The organism is Leucobacter sp. UT-8R-CII-1-4, from assembly GCF_030010235.1.
In the GTDB taxonomy this organism is placed as follows: domain Bacteria; phylum Actinomycetota; class Actinomycetes; order Actinomycetales; family Microbacteriaceae; genus Leucobacter.
The window spans coordinates 102,958-126,464 of record NZ_JASCRS010000003.1; the positions used below are offsets into that span (position 1 = coordinate 102,958).

A 23,507-nucleotide genomic window follows, 5' to 3' on the forward strand; every position below is an offset into this window, starting at 1 on the left:
AGCCTTACTCTGCCTCAGAGAATGCGGCGTGTCGGCACCTGGGGATCCAGCGTTCTTAGACCTAAATTCGACGCCATTCAAGGGCCTCAAGCTGCTCCCACCCTGCACCAGAAACTCGCTGAAAAATCGCAAGAAAGCCGTCTTCCATTGAGTTTTCCCGCTCAAGCAACGCCTCAGCTTCTAGGGGTTCGCCTTCATCTTCAACAACCTCGCCCTCGGAATAGACAAGCAATCGCGGTTTCGATGTTGTGCTTTGCAGAAAATACGTGTCACTCGTACCGAAGAGCCCGACTATGGTCGCGTTCCCCGGAGGGGCCTGGAGCAACATCGCTGTCGGATCAACGATTATGGCGTGCTCGCCGAACTGCGCTGCCGAAGGCCCCTCACTGAGCCCCGAAGAGGCGTCTGAGAATGAGAGCTGCTCCCCCAGGGTTGAGCCTGCACCGGTGAGATCGGTGTGCGGGAGATAGGCAAGCGCAATGTTGAACGACATGTGGTCATATTACTCACAGAAAGACTGGACTTTGCAGCTACCCGGAAACGAGAAAACCCCCGCCCTCACAAGGAGAACCGGGTTCTTGATGGGGCTACCAAGACTTGAACTTGGGACCTCTTCGTTCGCTATGGCAGCACCAACCACGAAACCACGCTCCTTAAAGATCAACAGGAGATCATAGAAATCGGACACCGAACCAACAATCTGGACGACACGACCCAAGAGGATCAACTCCCCTGCTTAGGTCGCTGCAAGCAACCGGCTCAGGTTCACTCTCGCAGCGTCATACCGTGGCCCGTAATCACAGAAAATCGTCACCGAACCGAACGCTTCCGCGTAGTTTTCGGGACACTCGTCGCTGCAGTCGGGGCACATGTAACCCTAAACCTGGTGCGCAACGACGACCCGCCTTCGCTCATCAATGAGCGGCACCGTGGATCCCATTTGCGGGCCGTAAACGCTACTACGTCCCACAGTTCACTGTGAACACACGGTTATGCATGTCTCAAGGGATTCCACTGGAGAACCCTTTCGATCCATGCAAAAACCCCGGGCCTCGCAATGAGACCCGGGGTTCGATGGTGGGGCTACCAGGACTTGAACCTGGGACCTCTTCATTATCAGTGAAGCGCTCTAACCACCTGAGCTATAGCCCCCGACCAAGAAATGACTCTACCGGAGATCACGCGCGAAAGTAAAATCGAACGCGCGTGATCTCCGAAATTTGTCAAACTTAATTGCTGGTGAAGCCCAGCTGGAACCCGCCAAGCATACGCACAAGCAGGTTGTAGATAAGAGCACCCACAGCACCGAAGGCAGTGCCAACGATAATGTTCAGCACACCAACTACGAGTCCAAAAGTGAACACGGTGCCATAGTTGAGAAGCTCAAGCAGACTGACCTGATCGCCAACGATGTCCATCACAAGCTCGTTGAGCTTTGCGAGCACACCGGTCGAGAGAAGTACCGTGTAAATCAACATCGTTGAAACGATGCCCACGATCGCCGCGCAAAGCGAGACCAGGAAGGAGAACTTCACTGACGACCAAAAGTCGATGTAGACCAGCTTCAGGCGAACCTGCTTGGCCGGCGCTTTCTTGCGAGTTTTTTTCGCAAGCTTGTCGGCGACTGTGTTACTCATTCAGGCTTTCCTTGCTCTCTGTCTGTGTGGGTTCAATGGCTTTCTGCTCATCTTCACCCTCGACACTGCTGGCATCTTCGGACTCTTCGTCGTCGAGACCGCGTTCCGTGTTACGTGCGATGCCAATAATACGATCTCCCTCTGGGAATCGTGCAAATACGACGCCCATTGTGTTTCGTCCCTTAGCCGGAACCTCATCAACACGGGAGCGCACAACCTTGCCACTCGCAAGAACTACCAACACTTCATCATTGTCATCAACAATGAATCCGCCGACCAAATCGCCACGGGCTTCGTCAAGCTTCGCAACCTTGATACCAAAACCGCCACGGTTTTGGACTCGGTATTCGCTGACCTCGGTGCGTTTGGCGTAACCACCCTCAGTGACAATGAAGACGTACCCGTTTTCAGTTACTGTCGATGCCGCGAGCAGTGCGTCTCCGTCGCGGAAGTTCATGCCACGCACGCCACTTGTCGAGCGGCCCATTGGTCGAAGTGCCTGGTCAGAAGCCGTAAACCTGACTGACATACCCTGACGTGAAATAAGCAGCACATCATCAGTGTTGTCTGCAATCAGCGCGGAGACGAGTTCGTCTCCCTCACGCAGCTTGATGGCAATAATGCCGCCGGTGCGGTTCGTGTCGTATTCGCTGAGTGCAGTCTTCTTGACCAGACCGTCACGGGTTGCAAGCAGCAGGTAACCTTCACCAAATTCCTTCAGGTCAAGAACCTGTGTTACGGACTCGTCTGGTGCGAGCGCGAGCAGGTTGGCGAGGTGCTGGCCCTTCGCATCGCGGCCGCCCTCTGGAATCTCGTAAGTCTTCGCACGGTACACACGACCGGTGTTCGTGAAGAACAGCAGCCAGTGGTGGGTCGTGGTGACAAAGAAGTGCTCGACGATGTCATCAGCGCGAAGCTGCGCGCCTTTCACGCCCTTGCCACCGCGGTGCTGTGAGCGGTAGTTGTCGATTCGCGTACGCTTCACGTAGCCACCGCGGGTGATCGTGACAACCATTTCCTCTTCAGGAATCAGGTCTTCAATCGACATATCGCCGTCATAGCCATGCATAATCGCACTGCGACGCTCGTCGCCGTATTTCGTGACAACTTCGCCGAGTTCTTCGATCACGATCCCACGCTGCTGCGTTGGTGAAGCGAGGATGCCCTCGTACTCCTTGATCTGCGCCTCAAGTTTGGCTGCGTAGTCGAGGATCTTCTGGCGCTCCATGGCAGCAAGGCGACGAAGTTGCAATCCGAGGATCGCGTCAGCTTGAAGCTGGTCGACGCCGAGTAGGCCCATCAACCCTTCGCGGGCTTCGTCCACAGTTGGTGAACGACGGATCAAGGCAATAACTTCGTCGAGTGCGTCAAGCGCCTTGAGGTAACCGCGCTGAATGTGAGCCTCGGCCTCAGCCTTTTTCAGCCGGTACTCGGTGCGGCGAACGATGACTTCAATCTGGTGCTTCGTCCAGTTCGTAATGAAGCCGTCGAGAGAAAGTGTACGAGGCACTCCATCAACAATGGCGAGCATGTTTGCGCCAAAGTTTTCCTGAAGCTGCGTGTGCTTGTAGAGGTTGTTAAGCACAACCTTTGCGATCGCATCGCGCTTGAGCACAATGACAAGACGCTGACCAGTGCGGCCACTGGTCTCATCGCGAATGTCCGAAATGCCCTGAACGCGGCCTTCTTTGACCAAATCGGCAATTTTGACCGCGAGGTTGTCTGGGTTCACTTGGTACGGGAGCTCAGTAACAACGAGGCAGGTACGGCCCTGGATCTCTTCGATGTTTACGACCGCACGCATGGTGATCGATCCACGACCGGTGCGGTAGGCATCCTTAATACCCCGGGTACCAAGGATCTGTGCACCCGTAGGGAAGTCCGGACCCTTGACGCGTTCCATCAGTGCTTCAAGCAGCTCTTCACGGCTGGCATCTGGGTTCTCCAGGTGCCAAGTCGCAGCTTCGGCGACCTCACGGAGGTTATGTGGCGGGATGTTGGTCGCCATACCAACAGCGATGCCGACAGAACCATTTACCAAGAGGTTCGGGAAGCGTGCCGTCAGAACCGTTGGCTCCTGAGTACGGCCGTCGTAGTTGTCCTGAAAATCAACCGTGTCTTCGTCAATGTCACGAACCATTTCCATGGCCAGTGGTGACATTTTTGTCTCGGTGTAACGGTGAGCAGCTGCACCGTCGTTACCCGGTGAACCGAAGTTACCCTGCCCGAGCGCGAGTGGGTATCGCATTGCCCACGGCTGCACCAGACGGACCAGCGAGTCATACACAGCACTGTCGCCGTGCGGGTGGAATTGACCCATCACGTCGCCAATGACACGGGTGCACTTCGAGAAGGCTTTGTCTGGCCGGTAGCCGCCGTCGTACATCGTGTAAATCACACGACGGTGCACCGGTTTGAGTCCGTCACGCACATCTGGCAGCGCTCGACCAACAATCACGCTCATGGCGTAGTCGAGGTAAGAACGCTGCATTTCAAGCTGCAGGTCTACCTGATCGATTCGTCCGTGTACGGCGAAATTCTCCTGATCGGGAACTTCGTTGCCTTCTGGGGTTTCGTTCTCAGATGTCAAGGAAACGCACGTCCTTCGCGTTCTGCTGGATAAAGCTGCGGCGCGCCTCAACGTCTTCGCCCATTAGCGTCGAGAAAATCTCATCTGCCTTTGCTGCGTCGTCGAGCGTAACCTGCAACAGGGTACGGGTTTCAGGGTTCATTGTGGTGTCCCACAATTCTTCGTAGTTCATCTCACCGAGACCCTTGTAGCGCTGCACTCCGCTTTCCTTCTGCAGGCGGTAGCCGTTCTCGGCGCCTGCAGCGAGGCTAGCGTCACGCTCTGCGTCACTAAACACGTACTCGTGTTCGTGGTTAGTCCACTTGATTCGATACAGCGGTGGCTGCGCGAGATAGACGTAACCGAGATCAATGAGTGGTCGCATGTAGCGGAAGAGAAGTGTGAGAAGCAGTGTCGTAATGTGCTGACCGTCAACATCAGCATCTGCCATCAACACAATCTTGTGGTAGCGAGCCTTTTCAGGATCGAAGTCCTCGCCAATGCCGGCACCAAATGCCGTGATCATTGCCTGAACTTCAGTATTGCTGAGCGCACGATCAAGTCGAGCCTTCTCAACATTTAGAATCTTGCCTCGAAGTGGCAAAATCGCCTGGGTCTCGGGGTTACGTCCGGTTTTTGCCGAACCACCAGCGGAGTCGCCCTCCACGATGAAAATTTCTGAGACTGTCGGATCCTTGCTGGTGCAGTCAGAGAGTTTGCCTGGCATTCCGCCAGATTCAAGCAGTCCCTTGCGCCTAGCGGTCTCGCGAGCCTTCCGAGCAGCAATTCGCGCAGTTGCAGCCTGAATTGCTTTTCGGATGATCTCTTTCGCAGAGTTTGGGTTGCGTTCAAACCAGTCTCCGAGTTGATCGCCAACAACCTTTTGTACAAAGGCTTTTGCTTCAGTATTCCCAAGCTTGGTTTTTGTTTGCCCTTCAAACTGAGGCTCGCCAAGTTTGACTGAGATGACCGCGGTCAAGCCCTCACGAACGTCATCACCCGAAAGATTGTCGTCTTTCTCGCGAAGCAGGTTCTTCTCACGCGCATACTTATTGACCAGGGTGGTCAATGCGGCGCGGAATCCCTCTTCGTGGGTACCACCCTCGTGAGTGTTAATGGTATTCGCGTAGGTGTGCACGCTCTCGGTGTAGGCCGTGGTCCACTGCATCGCAACCTCTGCTGCGATCTGTCGTGAGGTATCTTCGGACTCAAAAGAGATGATCTCTTCATTCACAATCTCAGCGCGTTTGGCCGAGTTGAGATAGCGTACATAGTCCTCGATGCCCTTTTCATACATGAACTCGTCGACTCGCGGAGCGGGAGAAACCATCTCGCCATCTTCGTTTTCGACAGGTTCCTGTGGGCGCAAGTCAGTCAGCTTGATGCGAAGCCCCTTATTTAGGAAGGCCATCTGCTGGAATCGCGTACGCAGTGTCTCGTAGTCGAACTCAATCGTTTCGAAGATCTCGGCGCTAGGCCAGAAGGTGATTGTGGTACCAGTTTCGTCGCTAGCTTCGCCTTGCGCGAGTGGGGCATCTGGCACTCCCCCGCTAAAGGTCATGTTCCACGTGAAACCTTGACGCTTTACTTCGACCGCAAATTTGGTCGAGAGCGCGTTCACTACCGATGAGCCGACGCCGTGTAGACCGCCAGAAACCGCGTAACCGCCGCCACCGAACTTACCGCCGGCGTGTAGCACTGTGAGCACAACCTCAACAGTGGAGCGCCCCTCGGTTGGGTGCATATCTACCGGAATGCCACGACCGTTATCGATTACACGAACCGCACCATCCTCAAGGATCGTCACGTCGATGAGATCGCAGTAACCTGCGAGAGCCTCGTCGACCGAGTTGTCAACGATCTCGTAAACTAGGTGGTGTAGGCCACGTGGACCAGTTGAACCGATATACATACCGGGCCGCTTGCGAACCGCTTCAAGGCCCTCAAGGACTTGAATCGCGCCGGCACCGTATTCCTCGGCATTCGCCGCCTGATCTGAAGTCATCCGCTGATGTATCTCTCTGCTGTTTGAATTCGTAAGCTCGCTTCTCAGGGCAGTTTTTCGCGCCTGATACTTCCGCACCCTAGCCTATCAATCTTCGGCGCTCAGGGGGGCTCTATTTAGCGGTTGAGCATGGATTTCTCGGGTGGAACGATCCTCTGATATCTCAGATTGGTCGGAGTCTTCTTGTTTTTGAGCTACCCGTAGGTGTCGCGCGGGCCACGACCAGGGCTCACTCGAGACCCGTGGCGCCAAGTTGGGGCACCCGGCGCGAGAAACCTCAGATCGGAAATGCCTGCGTCTGGGTAGTGCTCAATAATCCTCGTCAAGACCTCGGCGCGCATCCGACGAAGCTCGGTGGCCCATGCCGTTGAATCACACTGAACAATCAAAATGCCGTCGCGAAGTTCAACCACTCTGGTATGTGGAGCCGTCACTTCGCCAACAAGTTCTGGCCAATCGGTGATCACTTTTGCCTGCTCGAGCTCGACTGTCCAGCCCATATCTTCCGTTGCAATCGCAAGGATTGCACCAAGGGTACGCGGGTCTCTGCCTTTTGAAAACGGACTTCCGCCACCGGAGTTTTTACGCTTACGAGAGACGTTTCTCCTGATCGGAAGGCCTTTCCAGAGAGCTTTCGCTTTCAGATAAGCCTCGCTGGAGAAGCCCTCACTGCCGCTACCCATCGGATTCACCGTTCTCAATGACGGTCCCACCGGAAATTCGTACCCGGTGCCAATCTCCCTCAGGAACGTCTTCCTCGACTGCAGCCGTCACAATGACCTGTTCAAACCTGGCGACCTCGGCCATCAAAGCATTTCGGCGTCGAACATCAAGTTCAGCAAAAACGTCATCGAGAATGATCACCGGATCTCCTGAGGGAAGCTCTTCCCTCAGGAGTGTCGCAACCGCAAGACGAAGTGATAACGCAAAAGACCATGATTCACCGTGGCTCGCGTAACCCTTCACTGGCAAGTCGTTCAGCTTCAACAACAACTCGTCACGGTGCGGGCCGATAAGAGTCATGCCGCGATCAAACTCCTGCCTACGGACCAAAGAGAGGGCATTTCTGAAGTTTTCCTCAAGAGTTTCACGTGAAACATGAGAATTTAGAGCCGAACTCCCCTCCCCTTCTGGGCTTAGGATGCTTCTGGGAGAAGTCAACGGGTCTTTTTCTGAAGAATTTTCGCTAAAGCCTCCGTCTTGCGCGTTCAAGTTTCCACTGAACGCATTCTCCCGAGGGGATGGATTGCTCAATTCTGTCGGATCAGAGTACCCCGGACGCTCCTGCGCGTTTGCTTCATCAGAGAATCTTTGTTCTCTGGCGATCTCCGAAACGGTTTCCGGGTTTAATGTTTCACGTGAAACACCGTGTTTGGCGACGGTCTGGAATACGGATTCAATCAACTCCATCTCTGGTCGATGATCGTACTGGACGATGGCCTCGTATCCTGCGCGTAGTGGTGACTGCAAAGATGCAAGCAACTCGCGTCGCTCGAGCATGATTCGAGATCCGAGCTCGACCAACTGCGTGTCCCAGAGATCGAGAGTTGCCTCAATTGTGCCGCGGCTTCCACCGTGCCGACTGGACTTCAATAAAGTGGTGCGTTGACGTACGACCCGCTCATAATCAGAAAGTACTCCGGCGAACACGGGATTTCGCGCAATGACCGCTTCATCTAGAAACTTCCTGCGAATTCCAGGGTCTCCCCTTACGAGAGAGAGATCCTCCGGGGCAAACAACACGCAACTAAACCAGCGAGTGAGTTCCCTTGGCTTGACTGCGTTCCTGTTGACTTGTGCACGATTCGCCTTGTCGCGATTAAGTTGCATCTCGAGCAGTACATCGCGTTCACCCACAGCAACTTTCATCCGCGCGACAGCTGAGTTCTCACCAGCTCGAATAAGTGCCGAATCAGAACTCACACGGTGGGAGTTCAATGAGGCGAAATATGAAATTGCCTCGACCAGGTTTGTCTTGCCCTGTCCATTTCGGCCGATCACCAGATTCGGACCGGGTGCGAATCCTACCTCCGCTGAGCGATAGTTGCGAAAATCACTGAGCGAGAGATGCGTGACACGCATCGCTAACTCGTCCCTAACGAAGCAGCAGGTTTGGCTGCAAAAGGTAACGGAAGCTCTGCTGATCTACGTCGTCTTTGCTGCGCTGACTAGTGATGAGCACAGGACCAGGCTTGCTGGCGTTCTCGGTACGGGTAAAACCAATTCGAGTGTACTCAGAGTGGGTCGACCGAAGTCCGTCAAGCAGGAACTGTGGCTTCAACGAGACAACCATTTCATCGCCAACCAGGTGCGCATCGACCGTTTCAACGGCCTGTGCAGTTTCACTACCAGCCGCTTCGAGAGTGACCTGACCCTCTGAGAACGAGAACCGCAGCGCGGCCTCGCGCTCCAGAACCAAGCCAACGCGACCAACAGCCTCAACGAGATCGCTGGTATTCATCACGGCGTAGTTGTCGATATTTTCTGGGAAAAGACGCCCTACTGGTGGGTAATTACCCTTGATCAGGAGTGAAGTGACTGTCTTGTTGCCGCCGGTAAAGGCAATCAGCTCGCGTTCACCGTCTTTGATGATGGCAACCTGAACAGTTCCATTGCCTGCAAAAGTTTTGCCAGCTTCGATAACCACTTTGGCTGGCACAAGAGCAGATAGCTCAGCGCCACCGTCGAGTTGTTCCCAGTCAATGCGGCGAGTTGCAACGCGGTATCGGTCGGTAGCGGTGAGGGTCAACGCATTCTCGCTGACTTCGAACTGAACACCGGTGATGACAGGTGTGACGTCATCCTTTGAAGCTGCGAGAGAAACCTGAGCGACAGCCTCGGCAAAGTCTTCAGCTGGAACAGCACCTGTCACGGTATCCACTCGTGGAACCTGTGGGTACTCTTCTACCGGCATTGCAGGCAAACTAAACGATGCGGAACCACAACGTACTTGTACACGTGTGTCCACCAATGACACTTCTACATCAGAGTGCGGCAGGCGCGAAGCAATGTCACCAAGCAGACGTCCCGAAACGAGTACACGTCCAGGCTCTGTGATGTCGGCTGTCACCGTAGTGCGTGCCGAAGTTTCGTAATCAAAAGACGAAATGGTGAGCTCACCATTTTCAACTTCGATAAGAGCGCCACTCAACAAAGGCTGGGTTGGTCGCTGCGGCAAAAGTTTTGCGGCGAACGAGACAGCCTCGCTGAACACGTCACGGTTGACGGTGAAACGCATGGCATCTCCTTCTGGGTAAAAAACACATGCTTCTGCACAGCACGGTCGTCACACAATCTTTGCATACTCCGAGCCTCTGGCGAATGTTGTCATTCTCGGCGGGTCAAAATTCACCGGCAAAGCGTTATCGAGGGGCTCTAAGAAAAGTAAATAATTTGTTAATAGTAATAGGGGCTGTGGAAACTGTGGATAACTCTGGCGATCTCAATCAGCTCAATGGAACTACAACGTTGTGACTTGTTGGTGAGCTCTGGATAACCTGGCATCCGCGGGATTACGCGAAAGTTGCGTACACGTGCCTCCTCCACAGGGTGACAAGAATTCTCCACAACGACACGCAAGTTGTCCCCAGTTATTCACAAGCACCCCAACAACTGTGGATAACTATGGGCTGTGAATAACAAAAATCCGCGAATTATCGCGAACTTTTGATGAGAGAAGTGAGCTCAGCGACCTGGTTGAAGATGGAACGACGCTCGGCAATCAACTGAGTGATCTTTTTGTGTGCATACATCACAGTGGTGTGATCTCGGCCACCAAAGAGCTGACCGATCTTCGGCAACGAGAGAGAAGTGAGCTCGCGGCAGAGATACATTGCAATCTGGCGGGCCGTCGCAATTTGCTGAGCACGCGATGGCCCGTACAAATCGTCAAGGGCGAGATCAAAATACTCGGCCGTGCGACTAATGATGTCTGAAGGCTGCACATCGTTGTCCTCATCAAGAGTGATGAGATCTTTGAGCACCAAATGAGCAAGTGGGAGATCGATGTGTTGTTGGTTCAAGCTAGCAAAGGCGGTTACACGAATAAGTGCGCCCTCAAGCTCACGAATATTCGATGTGAACTTTGACGCAATGAATTCAAGTACCTGACGGTCGAGCTCAAGCTGCTCTCGCTCAGCCTTCTTCTGCAGGATTGCGATGCGAGTTTCGAGATCTGGGACTTGAATATCAGTCAAGAGACCCCACTCAAAGCGGGAAAGCATTCGTTCTTCGAAGCCGCGCAACTGTTTTGGCTGCACATCGCTTGTGATCACTACCTGTTTGTTGTGTCCGTGCAGCGTGTTGAAGGTATGGAAGAAAGCTTCTTGTGTCTCGGCTTTACCTTCGAGAAACTGAATGTCATCAACAAGCAGTACATCAATGCTGCGGTAACGAGCGTGGAATGCCGCGCCCTGGTTATTCGCAATTGAGTTAATGAAGTCGTTTGTGAAATCTTCAGAACTCACGTAGCGAACGCGAACTTCTGGGTAAAGCTCACGTGCGTAGTGCCCAATTGCGTGCAGCAAGTGCGTCTTGCCAAGACCAGAATCGCCATAGATAAACAGCGGGTTATACGCACGAGCAGGGGCTTCACCCACAGCGACCGCAGCGGCGTGAGCAAAACGGTTTGATTGACCGATCACAAATGTGTCGAAGTGGTACTTCGGGTTTAGTCGGCTATCTACTGTTTCAGCAGCACCGTGCCGAGCCATCGGTTCATTAAGCGGACGATGCGTTTCGCTTACGGTGAAAGAGCTCGACTCGGCGATCGACTGCTTCGGTGAGGGTACCTCTTCCGGTTCAGGATCAATCGCGGGCTGTGCGTCAGGATCGACGACAACCACAAAACTCTCAATACCGGCCGCTTCTGGGATAGAAGCAATCGCGCTCATAATCGCAGGGCGAAGTTTATTCTCGAGAAGTTTGAGAGTGAAGTCGTGTTGAACGGCGAGGTAGAGCATCCCGGCGCCGACGCCGCGAGGCACCGCGAGCGCCAATTGTGCACCAACGGCAGGTCCGACCGAGGGGTCGCCCATCACTGAATGGGTCACCTGCGCCCAAACGCGCATTACCTCTTCTTCAGTCATGTTTCCTCGGCTAGCGTGGCAAGATATCCACAGGTTTCCCACAGAGCTTCACACAAGAAGCTCAGATGGACGAATGCACGTAAACTCTATGTAAAACCGTGCATCGCAAACGTCTCCGTTCACGCTAGTCACAGATTTGTCCACAGGCAAGTCGAAAACGATTTTGATAGTTATCAACACGCCGAACTGAATGCTCAGAGCGAACGTTTTGAGGGTGATAATTTCGCGCACCTACGCGCGCTTTGACTTAGGCATGGTGTAGGGCGTAGACTTATTCACTTGTATGGGCGCATATGCGTTCCCATTGCCGACTTTTCGGTGCCACAGGCACAGATTTCCACGGAGTTTTTCATGAGCAAGCGTACTTTCCAGCCAAATAACCGCCGCCGCGCCAAGGTGCACGGCTTCCGCGCCCGTATGCGTACCCGCGCAGGCCGCGCGATCGTTACCGCTCGTCGCGGTAAGGGCCGCTCGAAGCTCACTGCTTAATACTTTTCTCTGCGGCGACTATGCCAGCCAAGCATCACCGAGTTACTCGGGGCGATGACTACCGACATATCGTGCGCAAGGGCAACCGCGTGGGAGGTGCGAATTGCATCACCCACGCGGTTTTGTATGTCGACGAGGATCGGCCGGCCCGTTTTGGCTTTATTGCCTCAAAGGCAGTGGGTAATGCGGTGACCCGAAACCTTGTTCGCCGGCGCTTAAAATCGATTGTGGAGAAGCGCCTCGCGAAAGGCTTCGTCGGTGCAGATGTAGTTTTTCGCGTGTTGCCTCATGCAGCAACAGTTTCTTTCGATCAATTGCAGCTTGAAATAAACCGTGCCCTCGATCGTGTAGAACGAATGCGAGCCGAGCAGTCGTGATGCTCCGAGTTGCGCAAGAGATCTGGCTGTTTCCGCGAAATGCGGCAATTGCCTTCATGATTGCGTACCGAAAGTTCGTCTCTCCGCTCTACGGACAAGTCTGCAGGTACTATCCCAGCTGTTCGCGATACGCTTTGGAAGTATTTCAGCGTCAAGGATTTACAGTGGGGGTGCTCCTCACTGTGTGGCGTCTTTTGCGCTGCAACCCGTTTTCGCCAGGGGGCATTGATGATCCCCCGGAGCGAAAACAGCCAAGTTTCTCAATAAATGCACGCGGATTCGTTCGCCCCAACACACGAAAGGCCTGATTACGGTGGATTTCATTGAAACACTGTTGTGGCCCCTGCGCTGGCTCGTAGAGCTGGTGCTGATGCTCTGGCACCAGCTTTTCACTTGGATTGGATTGGACCCAGCCTCTGGCGCGGCGTGGGTACTGTCGATTCTCGGTCTTGTGATTGTGGTGCGTTCGGCGCTGATCCCCGTCACTGTGAAGCAGATTAAGTCTCAGCGACGCATGATGGATCTTGCTCCTGAGATGAAAAAGATCCAGGCCAAGTACAAGGGCAAGAACGATCAGTTCTCACGTGAGGCAATGAGCCGTGAGACGATGGCGCTCTACAAGAAGCACGGTACAAACCCCTTCGCTTCGTGCCTGCCAATTCTGCTGCAGATGCCAGTCTTCTTCTCGCTCTTTTATGTGCTCCGCCATGCTGCGGAACGCAAGCCAGGTATTGGCTTCATGGGGCAAGATCTCACCGATAGCTTCTACGAGGCTTCGATCTTTGGCGCTCCCCTACGTATGACCTTCACCCAGGGTTGGGAATCAGGCAACTGGGTCGTCGTCGTGCTGCTTGGCACCATCATGGTGCTCATGATCGCGTCGCAGTTCTTCACTCAGCTGCAGATCATGTCGAAGAACGTCAGTGATGAGACCAAGGCTTCGCCGATGTACCGCCAGCAGAAGATCATGCTGTACATCATTCCGTTCGCATTCTTGTTCTCGGGTGTTGCCTTCCCTCTCGCGCTTAACATTTACTGGTTCACCTCGAACTTGTGGACCATGGGCCAGCAGTTCATCGTTATTCAGAACATGCCAACTCCAGGTAGCGAGGCATGGCGCAATCGCCAGGCTCGTCTGAAGGCCAAAGGCAAGCTGACCGACGAAGAGGTCGCTGAGATCGATCGAATTGAGGGTGTTGCACCTTCACAGGGACAACGCCAGCAGCCGGTGAGCTCTAAGCGCGCCAAGAAGAAGAAGTGACGGTAATGACAATGAGTGAAGATCAGCTGAACGAGTCAGCAGAATCGGCAACCACCGCTGACCTTGAAACAGAGGGCGACCTTGCCGCCGACTACATTGAGGGCTTGCTTGATCTCGCAGATCTCGATGGCGATCTCGACATGTCAGTTGCAAGTGGCCGTGCCTACCTTTCGGTAACCGGTGGTGGCGAAGACCTCGACCGCTTGGCGATGCCAGAGACTGTTCAGGCATTGCAGGATCTCACCCGCATTGCTGTGCAGAATCAGACCGGACGTTTTTCACGTCTCATTCTTGATATCGGTGGATCGCGCGACGCCCGCGCAATCGAACTGCGTGGCCTCGTCGACGCAGCAATCGCGCAGATCGCTGCCGGACGCGCTGAAGTTGAGCTTGAGCCGATGTCATCGTACGAGCGCAAGCTGGTGCATGACATTGTTGCTGAGCTGGATCACCACAGCGAATCACGTGGTGAAGGCCGCGACCGTCGACTGGTCGTTACTTCAGCTTAATTTATTGACGAATGGGCCCGAGTTTCACGTGAAACACGGGCCCATTCGTGGCATAACACGAGGGCAAGATACTGCCAAGAAACCGAGGAGAAATGACCGACACCGAGATCGTCGTCGAAACTGAGCCGGCCGCTGCCGCTCAAATCGCAGGAGATCGACTAGAGGTGTTGCGGGCATTTGCAAGCAATCTCGCTCAGCGCGGCGAACCGCTTGGTTTGATCGGTCCGCTTGAACCACCGCGTCTGTGGACCAGGCACATTTTAAACAGCGCGATCCTCGCTCCCCTTGTAAAAGAAGGAGCGAAAGTTGCAGACATTGGCACCGGCGGCGGCATGCCGGGTCTGGTACTCGCAATTGTGCGACCAGATGCACAGTTCAAGCTGATCGAGCCGATGGAACGACGTTGTGCTTGGCTCAACGAGCAGGTTGAGCGCCTTGGGCTTGAAAATGTTGAAGTTAAGCGAGGCCGCGCCGAAGAGTTCCACGATGCATTTGAAGTTGACCAGGTGACAGCTCGCGCTGTTACCGCACTGCGTAAGCTGGTGCCGCTTGCCGCTCCCCTGCTCAGGGATGGTGGAGAACTGCTTCTCCTCAAGGGTGATTCAGTGCAGAATGAGATTGATGCTGCTGAGAAGATCATGCGCAAGTTCAAGGTGCATGACATGAGTATTGAACTTCTCGGCGAAGGACTCCTCGCTGAGACGACTAGAGTATTTAGGGCGCAGGTGAGGTGAACCTCCCGCGCAAAAACTGCTGCACGACTGAGGACTAAATGACCGATACCGAGAACGCGCTGGTGGGTAACCACCTAGTCGACAAGGTTCGCCGACGCCGTGCGCTTGAGGCGAATGCCTCGCCACTGCCGGATCACACTCGGGTAATTACCGTGTCGAACCAAAAGGGTGGCGTGGGCAAGACCACCACCACGGTGAATTTGGCCTCGGCGCTCGCAAGGCGCGGCGCCAATGTGCTCGTGATTGATCTCGACCCGCAGGGCAACGCCTCAACCGCTCTCGGAGTTGCGCATCGACCAGAGATCACCAGCGTCTACGAGGTGCTTCTTGGTGATCACACCATGGAAGAAGCGATGCAGCAAAGCACAGATCACGAAAATCTGTACTGCGTTCCCTCGACTATCAATCTTGCCGGGGCCGAGATCGAACTGGTCTCGCTCGTGGCCCGTGAGCAGCGACTTCGTACGGCACTCGAGACTTTCCTCAAAGAATCTGATCGTAAATTCCACTACGTATTTATCGATTGCCCTCCGTCACTCGGACTTCTTACGGTCAATGCTTTTGTTGCTGCCCAAGAGGTATTGATCCCTATTCAGTGCGAGTACTACGCGCTTGAGGGTTTGAGTCAGTTGCTCAGCAACATTCAGTTGATTCAAAAGCACCTGAATCCGCAGCTCAAGGTGTCGACGATTCTGCTCACTATGTACGATGCGCGAACCAACCTCGCGCATGAGGTTGCAGCTGAGGTGCGCGAGCACTTCCCCACCGAAACGCTTCGTGCTGTGATCCCTCGTTCTGTTCGAGTGTCAGAAGCACCAAGTTACGGGCAAACCGTACACGCATATGATGCCGCCTCGATCGGCGCACTCGCTTATCTTGAAGCCGCAGCTGAGATTGCCTTGCGCGGCAAAAGCAACACCACAAACGAAGGAGCCTAAGAGATGGCGACGAAGAAGCGCGGCGGACTTGGCCGTGGAATCGGAGCGTTGATCCCGCAGGCGACTGAGGGTGAGCGACCAGTCGACGTATTTTTTCCATCGGGTGGAACTACAAAGGCTGAAACATCGACTGAGACAAGCGCTGATGCGGTCGAAAGCGCACCAACTTCCGAGGTAGAACTTCGTGAGGTGCCCGGCGCCAAGCTCACCAGGCTGAAGCTCAGCGAGATTGTGCCAAACCGCGTACAGCCTCGTACCGAGTTCGACGAGGAGGCCCTCGAAGAACTGACGCACTCGATTCGCGAGTTCGGTGTGTTCCAACCGGTGGTGGTTCGTGAGATCGAACCTACCCCCGCCGAGGGTGAGCCTCGCTACGAGCTCATCATGGGTGAGCGCCGTTTCCGCGCGAGCGGGCGAGCCGGCCTTGAAGACATTCCAGCGATTGTGCGTTCGACCGCCGATGAGCATATGCTTCGTGACGCGCTGCTTGAGAACCTGCACCGTGCACAGCTCAACCCTCTTGAAGAAGCCTCGGCCTACCAGCAGCTGCTCGCCGACTTTGGGATCACCCAGGAGCAATTGGCAAGCCGAATTGGCCGATCACGCCCACAGATCTCAAACACGATTCGCTTGCTGAAGCTGCCTGAACCAGTGCAAGCCCGTGTGGCGGCTGGCGTGCTCTCGGCTGGCCACGCACGAGCGATTCTTTCGGTTGACACTGCGGGCAGCGGCAATGCCGATGCGATGCAGCGTCTCGCTGACAAGATTGTGAATGAGGGGCTCTCGGTTCGTGCAGCGGAGGCGGCTGCCGCTGAAACTCCGAAGTCACGCTCGGGCAAGAAACCTCGCGCAGGCGGTGTACAAGCACAGCTTGATGCGATTAGCGAGCGCCTCGGCGATCGTTTTGATACCCGCGTGCACATTAAACTCGGCGCGAAGAAGGGCCAAGTCACAATTGACTTCGCTACGATTGCCGATCTCAAGCGCATTCTTGACGAGCTGGGCGATCCTGGGTTCAACTGAGCTAACAGCTCACCGAACGCTACTTCGCTAGCGAGCGCATTTCACCGCCGCGCTGTGGAACTGAGTGCGGGAGGCACTGTAGTTTTGCCTGCCAAATGACATCAAATGACGGCGGTGTAAAGTCGACCGCTAAAAGCTACGCTGTGCGCGATGAAATGGCATACAATCAGGCGAGCCGCATACGACGCATAAAGGAGTGCCCGTGAGCGATTACGCAATCATTGGTGCCGGACCATCGGGTCTCGCCATGGCAAGAGAACTGCAAAAGCTTGGCCTTTCTGCGGACGGTTTTGAGGCAGCGGACAGCGTTGGCGGTCTTTGGGATATCAGCAATCCGCGAAGCACCATGTACGAGTCGGCCCATCTGATCTCCTCTCGCACAACAACAGAATTCACTGAGTTTCCGATGCGCACGAGAGTCGACTACCCGGGGCATCGTGCGCTCAAAGAGTATTTTGATGACTACGCGGATGCATTCGGCCTACGAGGCATGTTTCAATTTCAGTCGCGAGTTACGAGTGTCGAGAAACACGAGCGTGGTGGCTGGCTAGTTACAGTCGAAACCCCCACTGGCACAGTGAGCAAGACATATCGAGGGGTGATCCTCGCGAACGGCACACTTGCCGAGCCAAAGGTGCCAGAGTTTTTTGGCACCTTTGACGGTGAAATCATGCATACCAGTGCCTACAAGCAACCCAGCCAACTGACTGGAAAACGAGTGCTGATTATTGGCGCCGGGAACTCGGGTTGTGACATCGCCGTTGATGCGGTGCATCATGCCGAGAGCGTTGACCTGAGTGTGCGGCGGGGCTATTACTTCGTGCCACGGTATCTATTTGGCAAGCCGAGCGACACCCTCAATCAGGGAAGACCACTGCCGCGAAGACTGAAGCAGTTTGTTGACACCCGGGTGCTCCGTGCCTTCACCGGTGATCCAGTGCGATTTGGTTTCCCGAAACCAAACTACAAGATCTACGAATCGCACCCGATTGTGAACACACTCGTGCTGCAACATCTTGGCCAGGGTGACTTGAGAATCGTGCCAGACATTGCGGAGTTTGACGGATCGAGTGTGGTGTTCCGCGGCGGTGAGCGCGAAGAATATGATCTTGTGTTGCTCGCGACTGGCTATCACCTTGACTATCCCATGGTTGATCGGGCCCACCTGAACTGGCAAAAAGCAGCACCAGAACTCTTCCTCAACATTTTCACGCCAAGTTTCAACGGGTTATACGTGATGGGCATGGTGGAGGCATCTGGGCTCGGTTGGCAGGGCCGTGCTGAACAGGCTGCGTTAATCGCCGCCTACCTTCATGCTGCCAGCAGTGAACCCGATCGCGCTGAACGATTCCGGATCAGGGTGGCCGAACAGAGCTGGCCGGACCTCACAGCCGGGTACCGCTTTCTTGGGCTTGAGCGCATGTCGTACTACGTCAACAAGGACGCCTACCGAAGCGCCGTTCGGGCCGAAACTGCCGCGCTGCGCAAGCGAATCGAAGTGAAGCGATGAACATTGACGACATCGTGCTGAATTTTGCACCGGGCACGCTGATGATTCTCAATGTCGTGCTGGCGCTGATCATGTTTGGCATCGCACTCGACACCGCCCCGAGTGATTTCAAAGTTGTACTCAAACACCCCAAACCGTTTTTTGTCGCGATCATTGCGCAACTATTTGTGTTGCCGGTGGTCACCTTTGGGTTGACTCTCATCTTGCCTGTCACTCCGTCGATGGCGCTCGGGATGATTCTGGTGGCCTGTTGCCCACCAGGCAACATATCTCAGGTGCTTACACACCGATCGGGTGGCAATGTCGCGCTCTCTGTTTCAATGACAGCGGTGAGCAATCTGATCTACATTGTTGCGATGCCGCTGAGCATTGCTTTTTGGGGTTCGATGCACCCAACCGCGCGTGGCCTCTTAAAAACCGTGAGTCTTGAACCGGCAAAAATGCTGCTCGAAATCTTCTTGATTATTGGAGTTCCGTTTGCAGTTGGGCTCTTGATCAGGGCGAAAATGCCCGCGTTTGCAACGCGAGTACAGCCATTCGTGAAATGGTTCAGCTTGATCGCTTTGCTTGGTTTCATTGTGGGTGCGCTCGCCGGAAACTGGACTTATTTCGTTGCGTTCCTCGGCATAATTCTGCTTGTGGTTGCTGTGCACGACGCGGTAGCGCTTGCGATTGGTTACGGCACCGCGCATATCGGTGGGCTTGGCACGAGAGAGCGAAAGGCCGTAACTTTTGAGGTTGGCATCAGAAATGCTGGCCTTGGCCTCGGTCTTGTGTTCACGTTCTTTGGCGGACTTGGTGGGATGGCCATCGTCGCCGGCTGGTGGGGAATTTGGGATATCATCGCCGGCTTGACTCTCGCTTCGCTTTGGGCGGCGCACACGAAACGAAAGACCGGTTCAGTCAAGGGGGATCCGACCGGAAAAAGTGTTTCGAGGGAAGCCGCGGCGGAAGAGGCTGATCAGTGACCCGGGTTCTGGTAACCGGAGGCGCAGGATTTCTCGGATCAACTGTCGCCGCATTGCTTGCTCAGCACAGCGAGGTATCGCTCGTGGTCGCGGCCGATGTGCGACGCAATGAGCAGCTTCCGGAATCTGTGCTGCAGGTGAACTGCGATGTCACTGACGCCGGGTCGATATCGCGCACGATAGCCGAGTATCAGATCAACACCGTGGTGCATCTTGCCGCAATCGTAAATCCAGGCGGTGATATTGCCCTTGAATATCGAGTTGACGTTACCGGTACCGAACATGTGCTCCAGGCCTGCGCTGCACATGGTGTGCAGCGCATAGTTGTTTCGAGCTCAGGTGCCGCGTATGGCTACCATGCAGACTCACCCGCCTGGATCGATGAGAGTACACCGCTCCGCGGAAATGATGAATTTCCGTATTCCAGGCACAAACGCATCGTCGAAGAACTGCTGGCAAGCTATCGGGCGACGCACCCGGAACTGGCACAAACCATCCTCAGAATTGGCACGATTCTTGGCCCAACGGTACGGAACCAGATCACGGCGCTCTGGGATGGTACGCGAGTGCTGCGAATTGCCGGCAGCGACTCCCCCTTTGTCTTTATCTGGGTTGATGATGTCGCCGAAGTGATGGTGCGGGCGGCAACCGGGGCAGCCTCTGGGATATTTAATGTCGCTGGCGACGGTGCCCTCTCGGTAAGCGAGATTGCAGATTTGCTTGGCAAGCCGCTACTTACGCTCCCAGCGTGGCTGCTGAGCGCGGTGTTGCGGGCGGGAAGGCTGTTGCGGGTCACGCCGTACGGGCCTGAACAGGTGCGGTTCTTACGCTATCGACCGGTACTCGACAACAAAAAACTGAAGACAGAATTTGGCTATCTGCCAACTCGAAGCAGCCGTGCAGCCTTCGAAGAATATCTGAGCACACACCCGGGTGTGCGACGAAGCTAGTGCCCCCAAATCCTCCTACGATTCATGCAAGACTAACGCCGAAATTCGGCGTACGCTTCAGCTATGAACGCACGCTCCTCGTTTCGTGACTGGTTGCTTGCCGACACTGCAGAGGCGCCAGGCCAGCACACTGGTCCGCACGGCAAGCCGGCAGGCGAAAAACGCGCGCACTGGTTTCGGGTGATGTGCCTTACGGGTGTTGATTACTTTTCAACTCTCGGGTATCAGCCAGCGATTGCCGCCCTCGCCGCGGGAGCAATTGCGCCGCTTGCGACAATCGTCTTGGTGCTGGTGACGTTGGCGGGTGCGCTGCCCGTCTATCGACGAGTCGCCGCAGAAAGCCCTCATGGCACGGGCTCGATCGCGATCCTCGCCAAACTACTTCCTAAATGGGGCGGAAAGCTTGTGGTGCTCGCGCTCTTGGGTTTCGCAGCGACCGACTTTATGATCACGATGACGCTTTCCGCTGCTGATGCGACCGCGCACCTCGTTGAAAATCCTTTCGCACCGAGCGGCCTGAAAGGGCAGGAAGTCATTATTACGCTTGCCTTGCTGGCAGGTCTCGGTACGGTATTTCTTCGAGGCTTTCGTGAGGCGATCCGGGTGGCAACCGGCCTGGTGGGTGTTTTTCTCGCACTAAACCTCGTTGTGGTTGTGGTGGCAATGCTGCAATTGCTGAGTCACCCGGTGACGCTCGGCGATTGGTGGTCAGTGCTGACGACCCAGCACGGCAATCCATTGTTTGTTGTGGCGATCGCGCTTCTGGTATTTCCAAAGCTTGCACTCGGCCTCTCAGGCTTCGAAACGGGTGTCGCAGTAATGCCACAGATTCGCGGTGATGCGAGTGACACGGAAGCGATGCCGACTGGCCGCATCCGGGGCGCGAAGCGACTGCTCACCACCTCGGCGCTCATTATGAGCGGGTTCTTGATTACATCGTCAATTACTACGGTTGCATTGATTCCAGCTCAAGAATTTGAGCAGGGTGGAGCAGCCAATGGCAGGGCGCTCGCGTATCTTGCACATCAATATCTGGGCAACGGTTTTGGCACGGTGTATGACGTTGCAACCATTGCGATCCTTTGGTTCGCTGGAGCTTCGGCTATGGCTGGCTTGTTGAACCTCGTGCCGCGCTATCTGCCGCACTACGGTATGGCACCTGCTTGGGCGCGTGCGACCAGGCCCTTGGTGCTGGTTTTCTGTGCCATTGCCTTTCTCATCACAATCCTCTTTCAAGCAAGCGTCGACGCGCAGGGTGGCGCCTATGCGACGGGTGTGCTCGTGCTGATTACCTCGGCTGCGATTGCGGTGACCCTGCTTGCCCGTTCGCGGCGCGAGCGTGGCGCAGTGATTGGTTTTGGCATAGTTAGCTTCGTGTTTGTGTTTACAACGATCGCAAACATTATTGAGCGGCCCGACGGCATCAAGATTGCTGCATGCTTCATTGTCGGCATACTTCTCGTCAGTTTTGTTTCGAGGATCGCTCGCTCAACTGAGCTCAGGGCCACGTCTGTCAGCATTGATTCGCAAGCAGAGGCTTTTCTGCGCGAGTCGATGAATCAGCCATTGCAATTGATTGCTCATGAGCCGAACATCCTCAGTGCTCAGCGTTACGAAGAAAAACTTGGGCATGCCAGTGTTGCGCACCACCTGCCTATTGAGTCAGCGCTGTTTATCGAGGTTGAAGTGGACAATAGCTCAGAATTTGAGGGTGAGCTGTTGGTTCGGGGTGTCACCCGGCACGGCTACCGAGTGCTTTCAGTGCAAGCCAGCAGCGTGCCCAACGCAATTGCCGCGGTGACCCTGCATCTGGCAGAGCATTACGGTTGCATGCCGCACGTGTACTTTCGATGGACCGAGGGCAAACCGTTGATCAACCTCTTGCGTTTTTTGCTTTTTGGAGAGGGTGAGATCGCGCCAACCACGCGAGAAGTGTTGCGTGCAGCACAGGCAGACCCAACACGCCGGCCTTGGATTCACGTCGCATAGAAAACAACGCACAAACGGTTGGTCTGAGAAAAGAAAACGCGCGATCCGCTACTCCCATCACGACAATGATGTGAGCGCGAACCGCGCGTTCTGAAGCGGCTGAAAGCTTACAGGATTCCCTCGAGCTGCTGCTCGATCATCTGCTTTGGCATTGCGCCGATCAGCTCACGAACCTCTTCGCCGCCCTTGAATACCTTCATCGCTGGGATCGAGGTGATTCGGTACTGCGCTGCAAGAGCAGGCTCTTCGTCAACGTTTACCTTGACGATTCGAATCTTGCCCTCGTGGTCCTTTGCGATCTCGTCAAGAACCGGCGCCACCATGCGGCAGGGACCGCACCAGGCTGCCCAGAAATCGACGAGTACTGGAATGTCGCTCTTCAGAACGACGCTCTCGAAAGTCTGCTCACCTACGTTGATTGCTTCTGACATGACTGTCTACTCCTTTGCTTAGTTGTCTTCGAGTGCTGCGAGGTAGTGCTCTGCATCGAGAGCGGCCACTGTGCCTGAACCTGCTGCGGTGATTGCCTGGCGGTAGCTTGCGTCGATGACGTCGCCCGCAGCGAAGACACCCGGGATCGAGGTCTTCGAGGTGCGTCCCTCAACTGCGATGGTGCCGTCTTCGGTCAGATCGAGCTTGCCGTGCACCAGGTGAGTGCGTGGATCATTTCCAATCGCAATGAAGACACCGTCGAGATCAAGGTCGCGCTCTTCGCCGGTAACTGTGTCGTTCAGGCGAACACCGGTTGCCTCTGTTTCACCATGAATTGCGGTGACCTCGGCGTTCCAGATGAACTCGATCTTTTCGTTGTCAAAGGCACGCTGCTGCATGATCTTTGAAGCCTTGAGAGAATCACGACGGTGGATCACATAAACCTTTGACGCGAAGCGTGTGAGGAAGGTAGCTTCTTCCATTGCCGAATCGCCGCCACCAATGACTGCAATGGTCTTCTCGCGGAAGAAGAAACCGTCGCAGGTTGCGCACCATGAGACGCCGTGGCCGCTGAGGCGTTCTTCGTCTGCGATGCCGAGCTTGCGGTAAGCCGATCCAGTCGCGAAGATCACGGTCTTTGCCTCATGCACGTTGCCATCGGCGGTCGTGACCCGCTTAACATCGCCGTCAAGATCAAGCTCTGAGACATCTGCGTATTCGACCTTTGTGCCGAATCGCTCTGCCTGCGACTGGATCTTCTCCATCAGTTCAGGGCCCTGAATACCTTCTGGGAAACCGGGGAAATTTTCAACCTCAGTGGTATTCATGAGCTCACCACCGGGTGAAACCGAGCTTGCAAACAGCACAGGCTCAAGGCCAGCGCGCGCCGCGTAGATGCCGGCTGTCAAACCGGCTGGACCCGAACCGATGATAATAATCTGATGCATGCTGCTCCTCGTGCGGCGTTGACTGTCGTTCGTAAAGCTTTCCTGACGACTGCAACCAATCGTAGGTGAGAACTATTCCTGA

Annotated in this window: 22 protein-coding genes and 1 tRNA gene; 12 read left to right on the plus strand and 11 right to left on the minus strand. The window is 55.1% G+C overall.

The genetic code is table 11. The features are described 5' to 3' along the window. Positions 1 to 61 precede the first annotated feature (61 nt). The 9 genes from QBL02_RS07860 to dnaA all read right to left on the minus strand — a co-directional run bounded on the left by QBL02_RS07860 (position 62) and on the right by dnaA (position 11,247). Positions 62 to 493, minus strand: a complete 432-nt coding sequence (locus QBL02_RS07860) for a hypothetical protein (protein WP_282725860.1) — start codon at positions 491 to 493, stop codon at positions 62 to 64. Positions 494 to 1,075: 582 nt separating this feature from the next. Then, a tRNA-Ile gene (locus QBL02_RS07865) sits at positions 1,076 to 1,152 on the minus strand. Between the two features lie 77 nt (positions 1,153 to 1,229). Beyond that, complete coding sequence (locus QBL02_RS07870; RefSeq protein WP_282725861.1) at positions 1,230 to 1,637, minus strand: DUF3566 domain-containing protein; 408 nt, start codon at positions 1,635 to 1,637, stop codon at positions 1,230 to 1,232. Next, complete coding sequence (gene gyrA / locus QBL02_RS07875) at positions 1,630 to 4,227, minus strand: DNA gyrase subunit A (protein ID WP_282725862.1); 2,598 nt, start codon at positions 4,225 to 4,227, stop codon at positions 1,630 to 1,632. Before gyrA ends, QBL02_RS07870 begins: the two co-directional genes overlap by 8 nt. Next, entirely contained in the window at positions 4,217 to 6,211 is a 1,995-nt protein-coding gene (gene gyrB / locus QBL02_RS07880) for a DNA topoisomerase (ATP-hydrolyzing) subunit B (RefSeq protein ID WP_282725863.1), read from the minus strand. Before gyrB ends, gyrA begins: the two co-directional genes overlap by 11 nt. A gap of 194 nt (positions 6,212 to 6,405) precedes the next feature. Further along, positions 6,406 to 6,894 carry a DciA family protein gene (locus QBL02_RS07885; protein WP_282725864.1) on the minus strand — a complete coding sequence of 163 codons (489 nt, stop codon included), beginning with the start codon at positions 6,892 to 6,894 and terminating at the stop codon, positions 6,406 to 6,408. Beyond that, positions 6,887 to 8,293: a DNA replication/repair protein RecF gene (locus tag QBL02_RS07890; RefSeq protein ID WP_282725865.1), complete on the minus strand. Its 1,407-nt coding sequence runs from the start codon at positions 8,291 to 8,293 to the stop codon at positions 6,887 to 6,889. The genes QBL02_RS07885 and QBL02_RS07890 overlap by 8 nt, the downstream gene beginning before the upstream one ends. 13 nt (positions 8,294 to 8,306) lie before the next feature. After that, entirely contained in the window at positions 8,307 to 9,449 is a 1,143-nt protein-coding gene (gene dnaN, locus QBL02_RS07895; protein WP_282725866.1) for a DNA polymerase III subunit beta, read from the minus strand. 415 nt (positions 9,450 to 9,864) lie between these two features. Next, complete coding sequence (gene dnaA / locus QBL02_RS07900; RefSeq protein ID WP_282726203.1) at positions 9,865 to 11,247, minus strand: chromosomal replication initiator protein DnaA; 1,383 nt, start codon at positions 11,245 to 11,247, stop codon at positions 9,865 to 9,867. 402 nt (positions 11,248 to 11,649) lie between these two features. Between dnaA and rpmH the strand changes: the two genes are divergently transcribed. From rpmH to QBL02_RS07960, 12 genes are all read left to right on the plus strand, one after another. Continuing rightward, on the plus strand, positions 11,650 to 11,787 hold the full coding sequence (rpmH, locus tag QBL02_RS07905; protein WP_282725867.1) for a 50S ribosomal protein L34: 138 nt from the start codon (positions 11,650 to 11,652) through the stop codon (positions 11,785 to 11,787). 20 nt (positions 11,788 to 11,807) lie between these two features. Next, complete coding sequence (gene rnpA, locus QBL02_RS07910) at positions 11,808 to 12,164, plus strand: ribonuclease P protein component (RefSeq protein ID WP_282725868.1); 357 nt, start codon at positions 11,808 to 11,810, stop codon at positions 12,162 to 12,164. Positions 12,165 to 12,220: 56 nt separating this feature from the next. Beyond that, a complete protein-coding gene (gene yidD / locus QBL02_RS07915) occupies positions 12,221 to 12,472 on the plus strand; it encodes a membrane protein insertion efficiency factor YidD (protein ID WP_282726204.1) in 252 nt (83 codons plus the stop codon). Between the two features lie 5 nt (positions 12,473 to 12,477). Next, complete coding sequence (gene yidC / locus QBL02_RS07920; RefSeq protein WP_282725869.1) at positions 12,478 to 13,425, plus strand: membrane protein insertase YidC; 948 nt, start codon at positions 12,478 to 12,480, stop codon at positions 13,423 to 13,425. Positions 13,426 to 13,436: 11 nt separating this feature from the next. Next, positions 13,437 to 13,934 (plus strand): R3H domain-containing nucleic acid-binding protein, encoded by a 498-nt coding sequence (locus QBL02_RS07925; protein WP_282726205.1) that lies wholly within the window; start codon positions 13,437 to 13,439, stop codon positions 13,932 to 13,934. Between the two features lie 92 nt (positions 13,935 to 14,026). Next, complete coding sequence (gene rsmG / locus QBL02_RS07930) at positions 14,027 to 14,668, plus strand: 16S rRNA (guanine(527)-N(7))-methyltransferase RsmG (RefSeq protein WP_282725870.1); 642 nt, start codon at positions 14,027 to 14,029, stop codon at positions 14,666 to 14,668. Between the two features lie 38 nt (positions 14,669 to 14,706). Beyond that, positions 14,707 to 15,606 (plus strand): AAA family ATPase, encoded by a 900-nt coding sequence (locus QBL02_RS07935; RefSeq protein ID WP_282725871.1) that lies wholly within the window; start codon positions 14,707 to 14,709, stop codon positions 15,604 to 15,606. 3 nt (positions 15,607 to 15,609) lie between these two features. After that, the gene (locus tag QBL02_RS07940; RefSeq protein WP_282725872.1) at positions 15,610 to 16,629 is read left to right on the plus strand and encodes a ParB/RepB/Spo0J family partition protein; all 1,020 of its coding nucleotides are present in this window, start codon (positions 15,610 to 15,612) and stop codon (positions 16,627 to 16,629) included. A gap of 202 nt (positions 16,630 to 16,831) precedes the next feature. Next, positions 16,832 to 18,139, plus strand: a complete 1,308-nt coding sequence (locus QBL02_RS07945; protein WP_282725873.1) for an NAD(P)/FAD-dependent oxidoreductase — start codon at positions 16,832 to 16,834, stop codon at positions 18,137 to 18,139. Then, on the plus strand, positions 18,136 to 19,107 hold the full coding sequence (locus QBL02_RS07950) for a bile acid:sodium symporter family protein (protein WP_282725874.1): 972 nt from the start codon (positions 18,136 to 18,138) through the stop codon (positions 19,105 to 19,107). Before QBL02_RS07945 ends, QBL02_RS07950 begins: the two co-directional genes overlap by 4 nt. Further along, positions 19,104 to 20,057, plus strand: coding sequence for an SDR family oxidoreductase (locus tag QBL02_RS07955; RefSeq protein WP_282725875.1), 954 nt, complete (start codon positions 19,104 to 19,106; stop codon positions 20,055 to 20,057). Before QBL02_RS07950 ends, QBL02_RS07955 begins: the two co-directional genes overlap by 4 nt. 63 nt (positions 20,058 to 20,120) lie before the next feature. Further along, positions 20,121 to 22,046 carry an amino acid transporter gene (locus tag QBL02_RS07960; protein WP_282725876.1) on the plus strand — a complete coding sequence of 642 codons (1,926 nt, stop codon included), beginning with the start codon at positions 20,121 to 20,123 and terminating at the stop codon, positions 22,044 to 22,046. A 107-nt stretch (positions 22,047 to 22,153) separates the two neighbouring features. On the opposite strand, the gene trxA is transcribed toward QBL02_RS07960, so the two are convergent. Then, the gene (gene trxA / locus QBL02_RS07965; protein ID WP_282725877.1) at positions 22,154 to 22,477 is read right to left on the minus strand and encodes a thioredoxin; all 324 of its coding nucleotides are present in this window, start codon (positions 22,475 to 22,477) and stop codon (positions 22,154 to 22,156) included. A gap of 18 nt (positions 22,478 to 22,495) precedes the next feature. Further along, positions 22,496 to 23,425: a thioredoxin-disulfide reductase gene (gene trxB / locus QBL02_RS07970; RefSeq protein ID WP_282725878.1), complete on the minus strand. Its 930-nt coding sequence runs from the start codon at positions 23,423 to 23,425 to the stop codon at positions 22,496 to 22,498. Between the last annotated feature and the right edge of the window lie 82 nt (positions 23,426 to 23,507).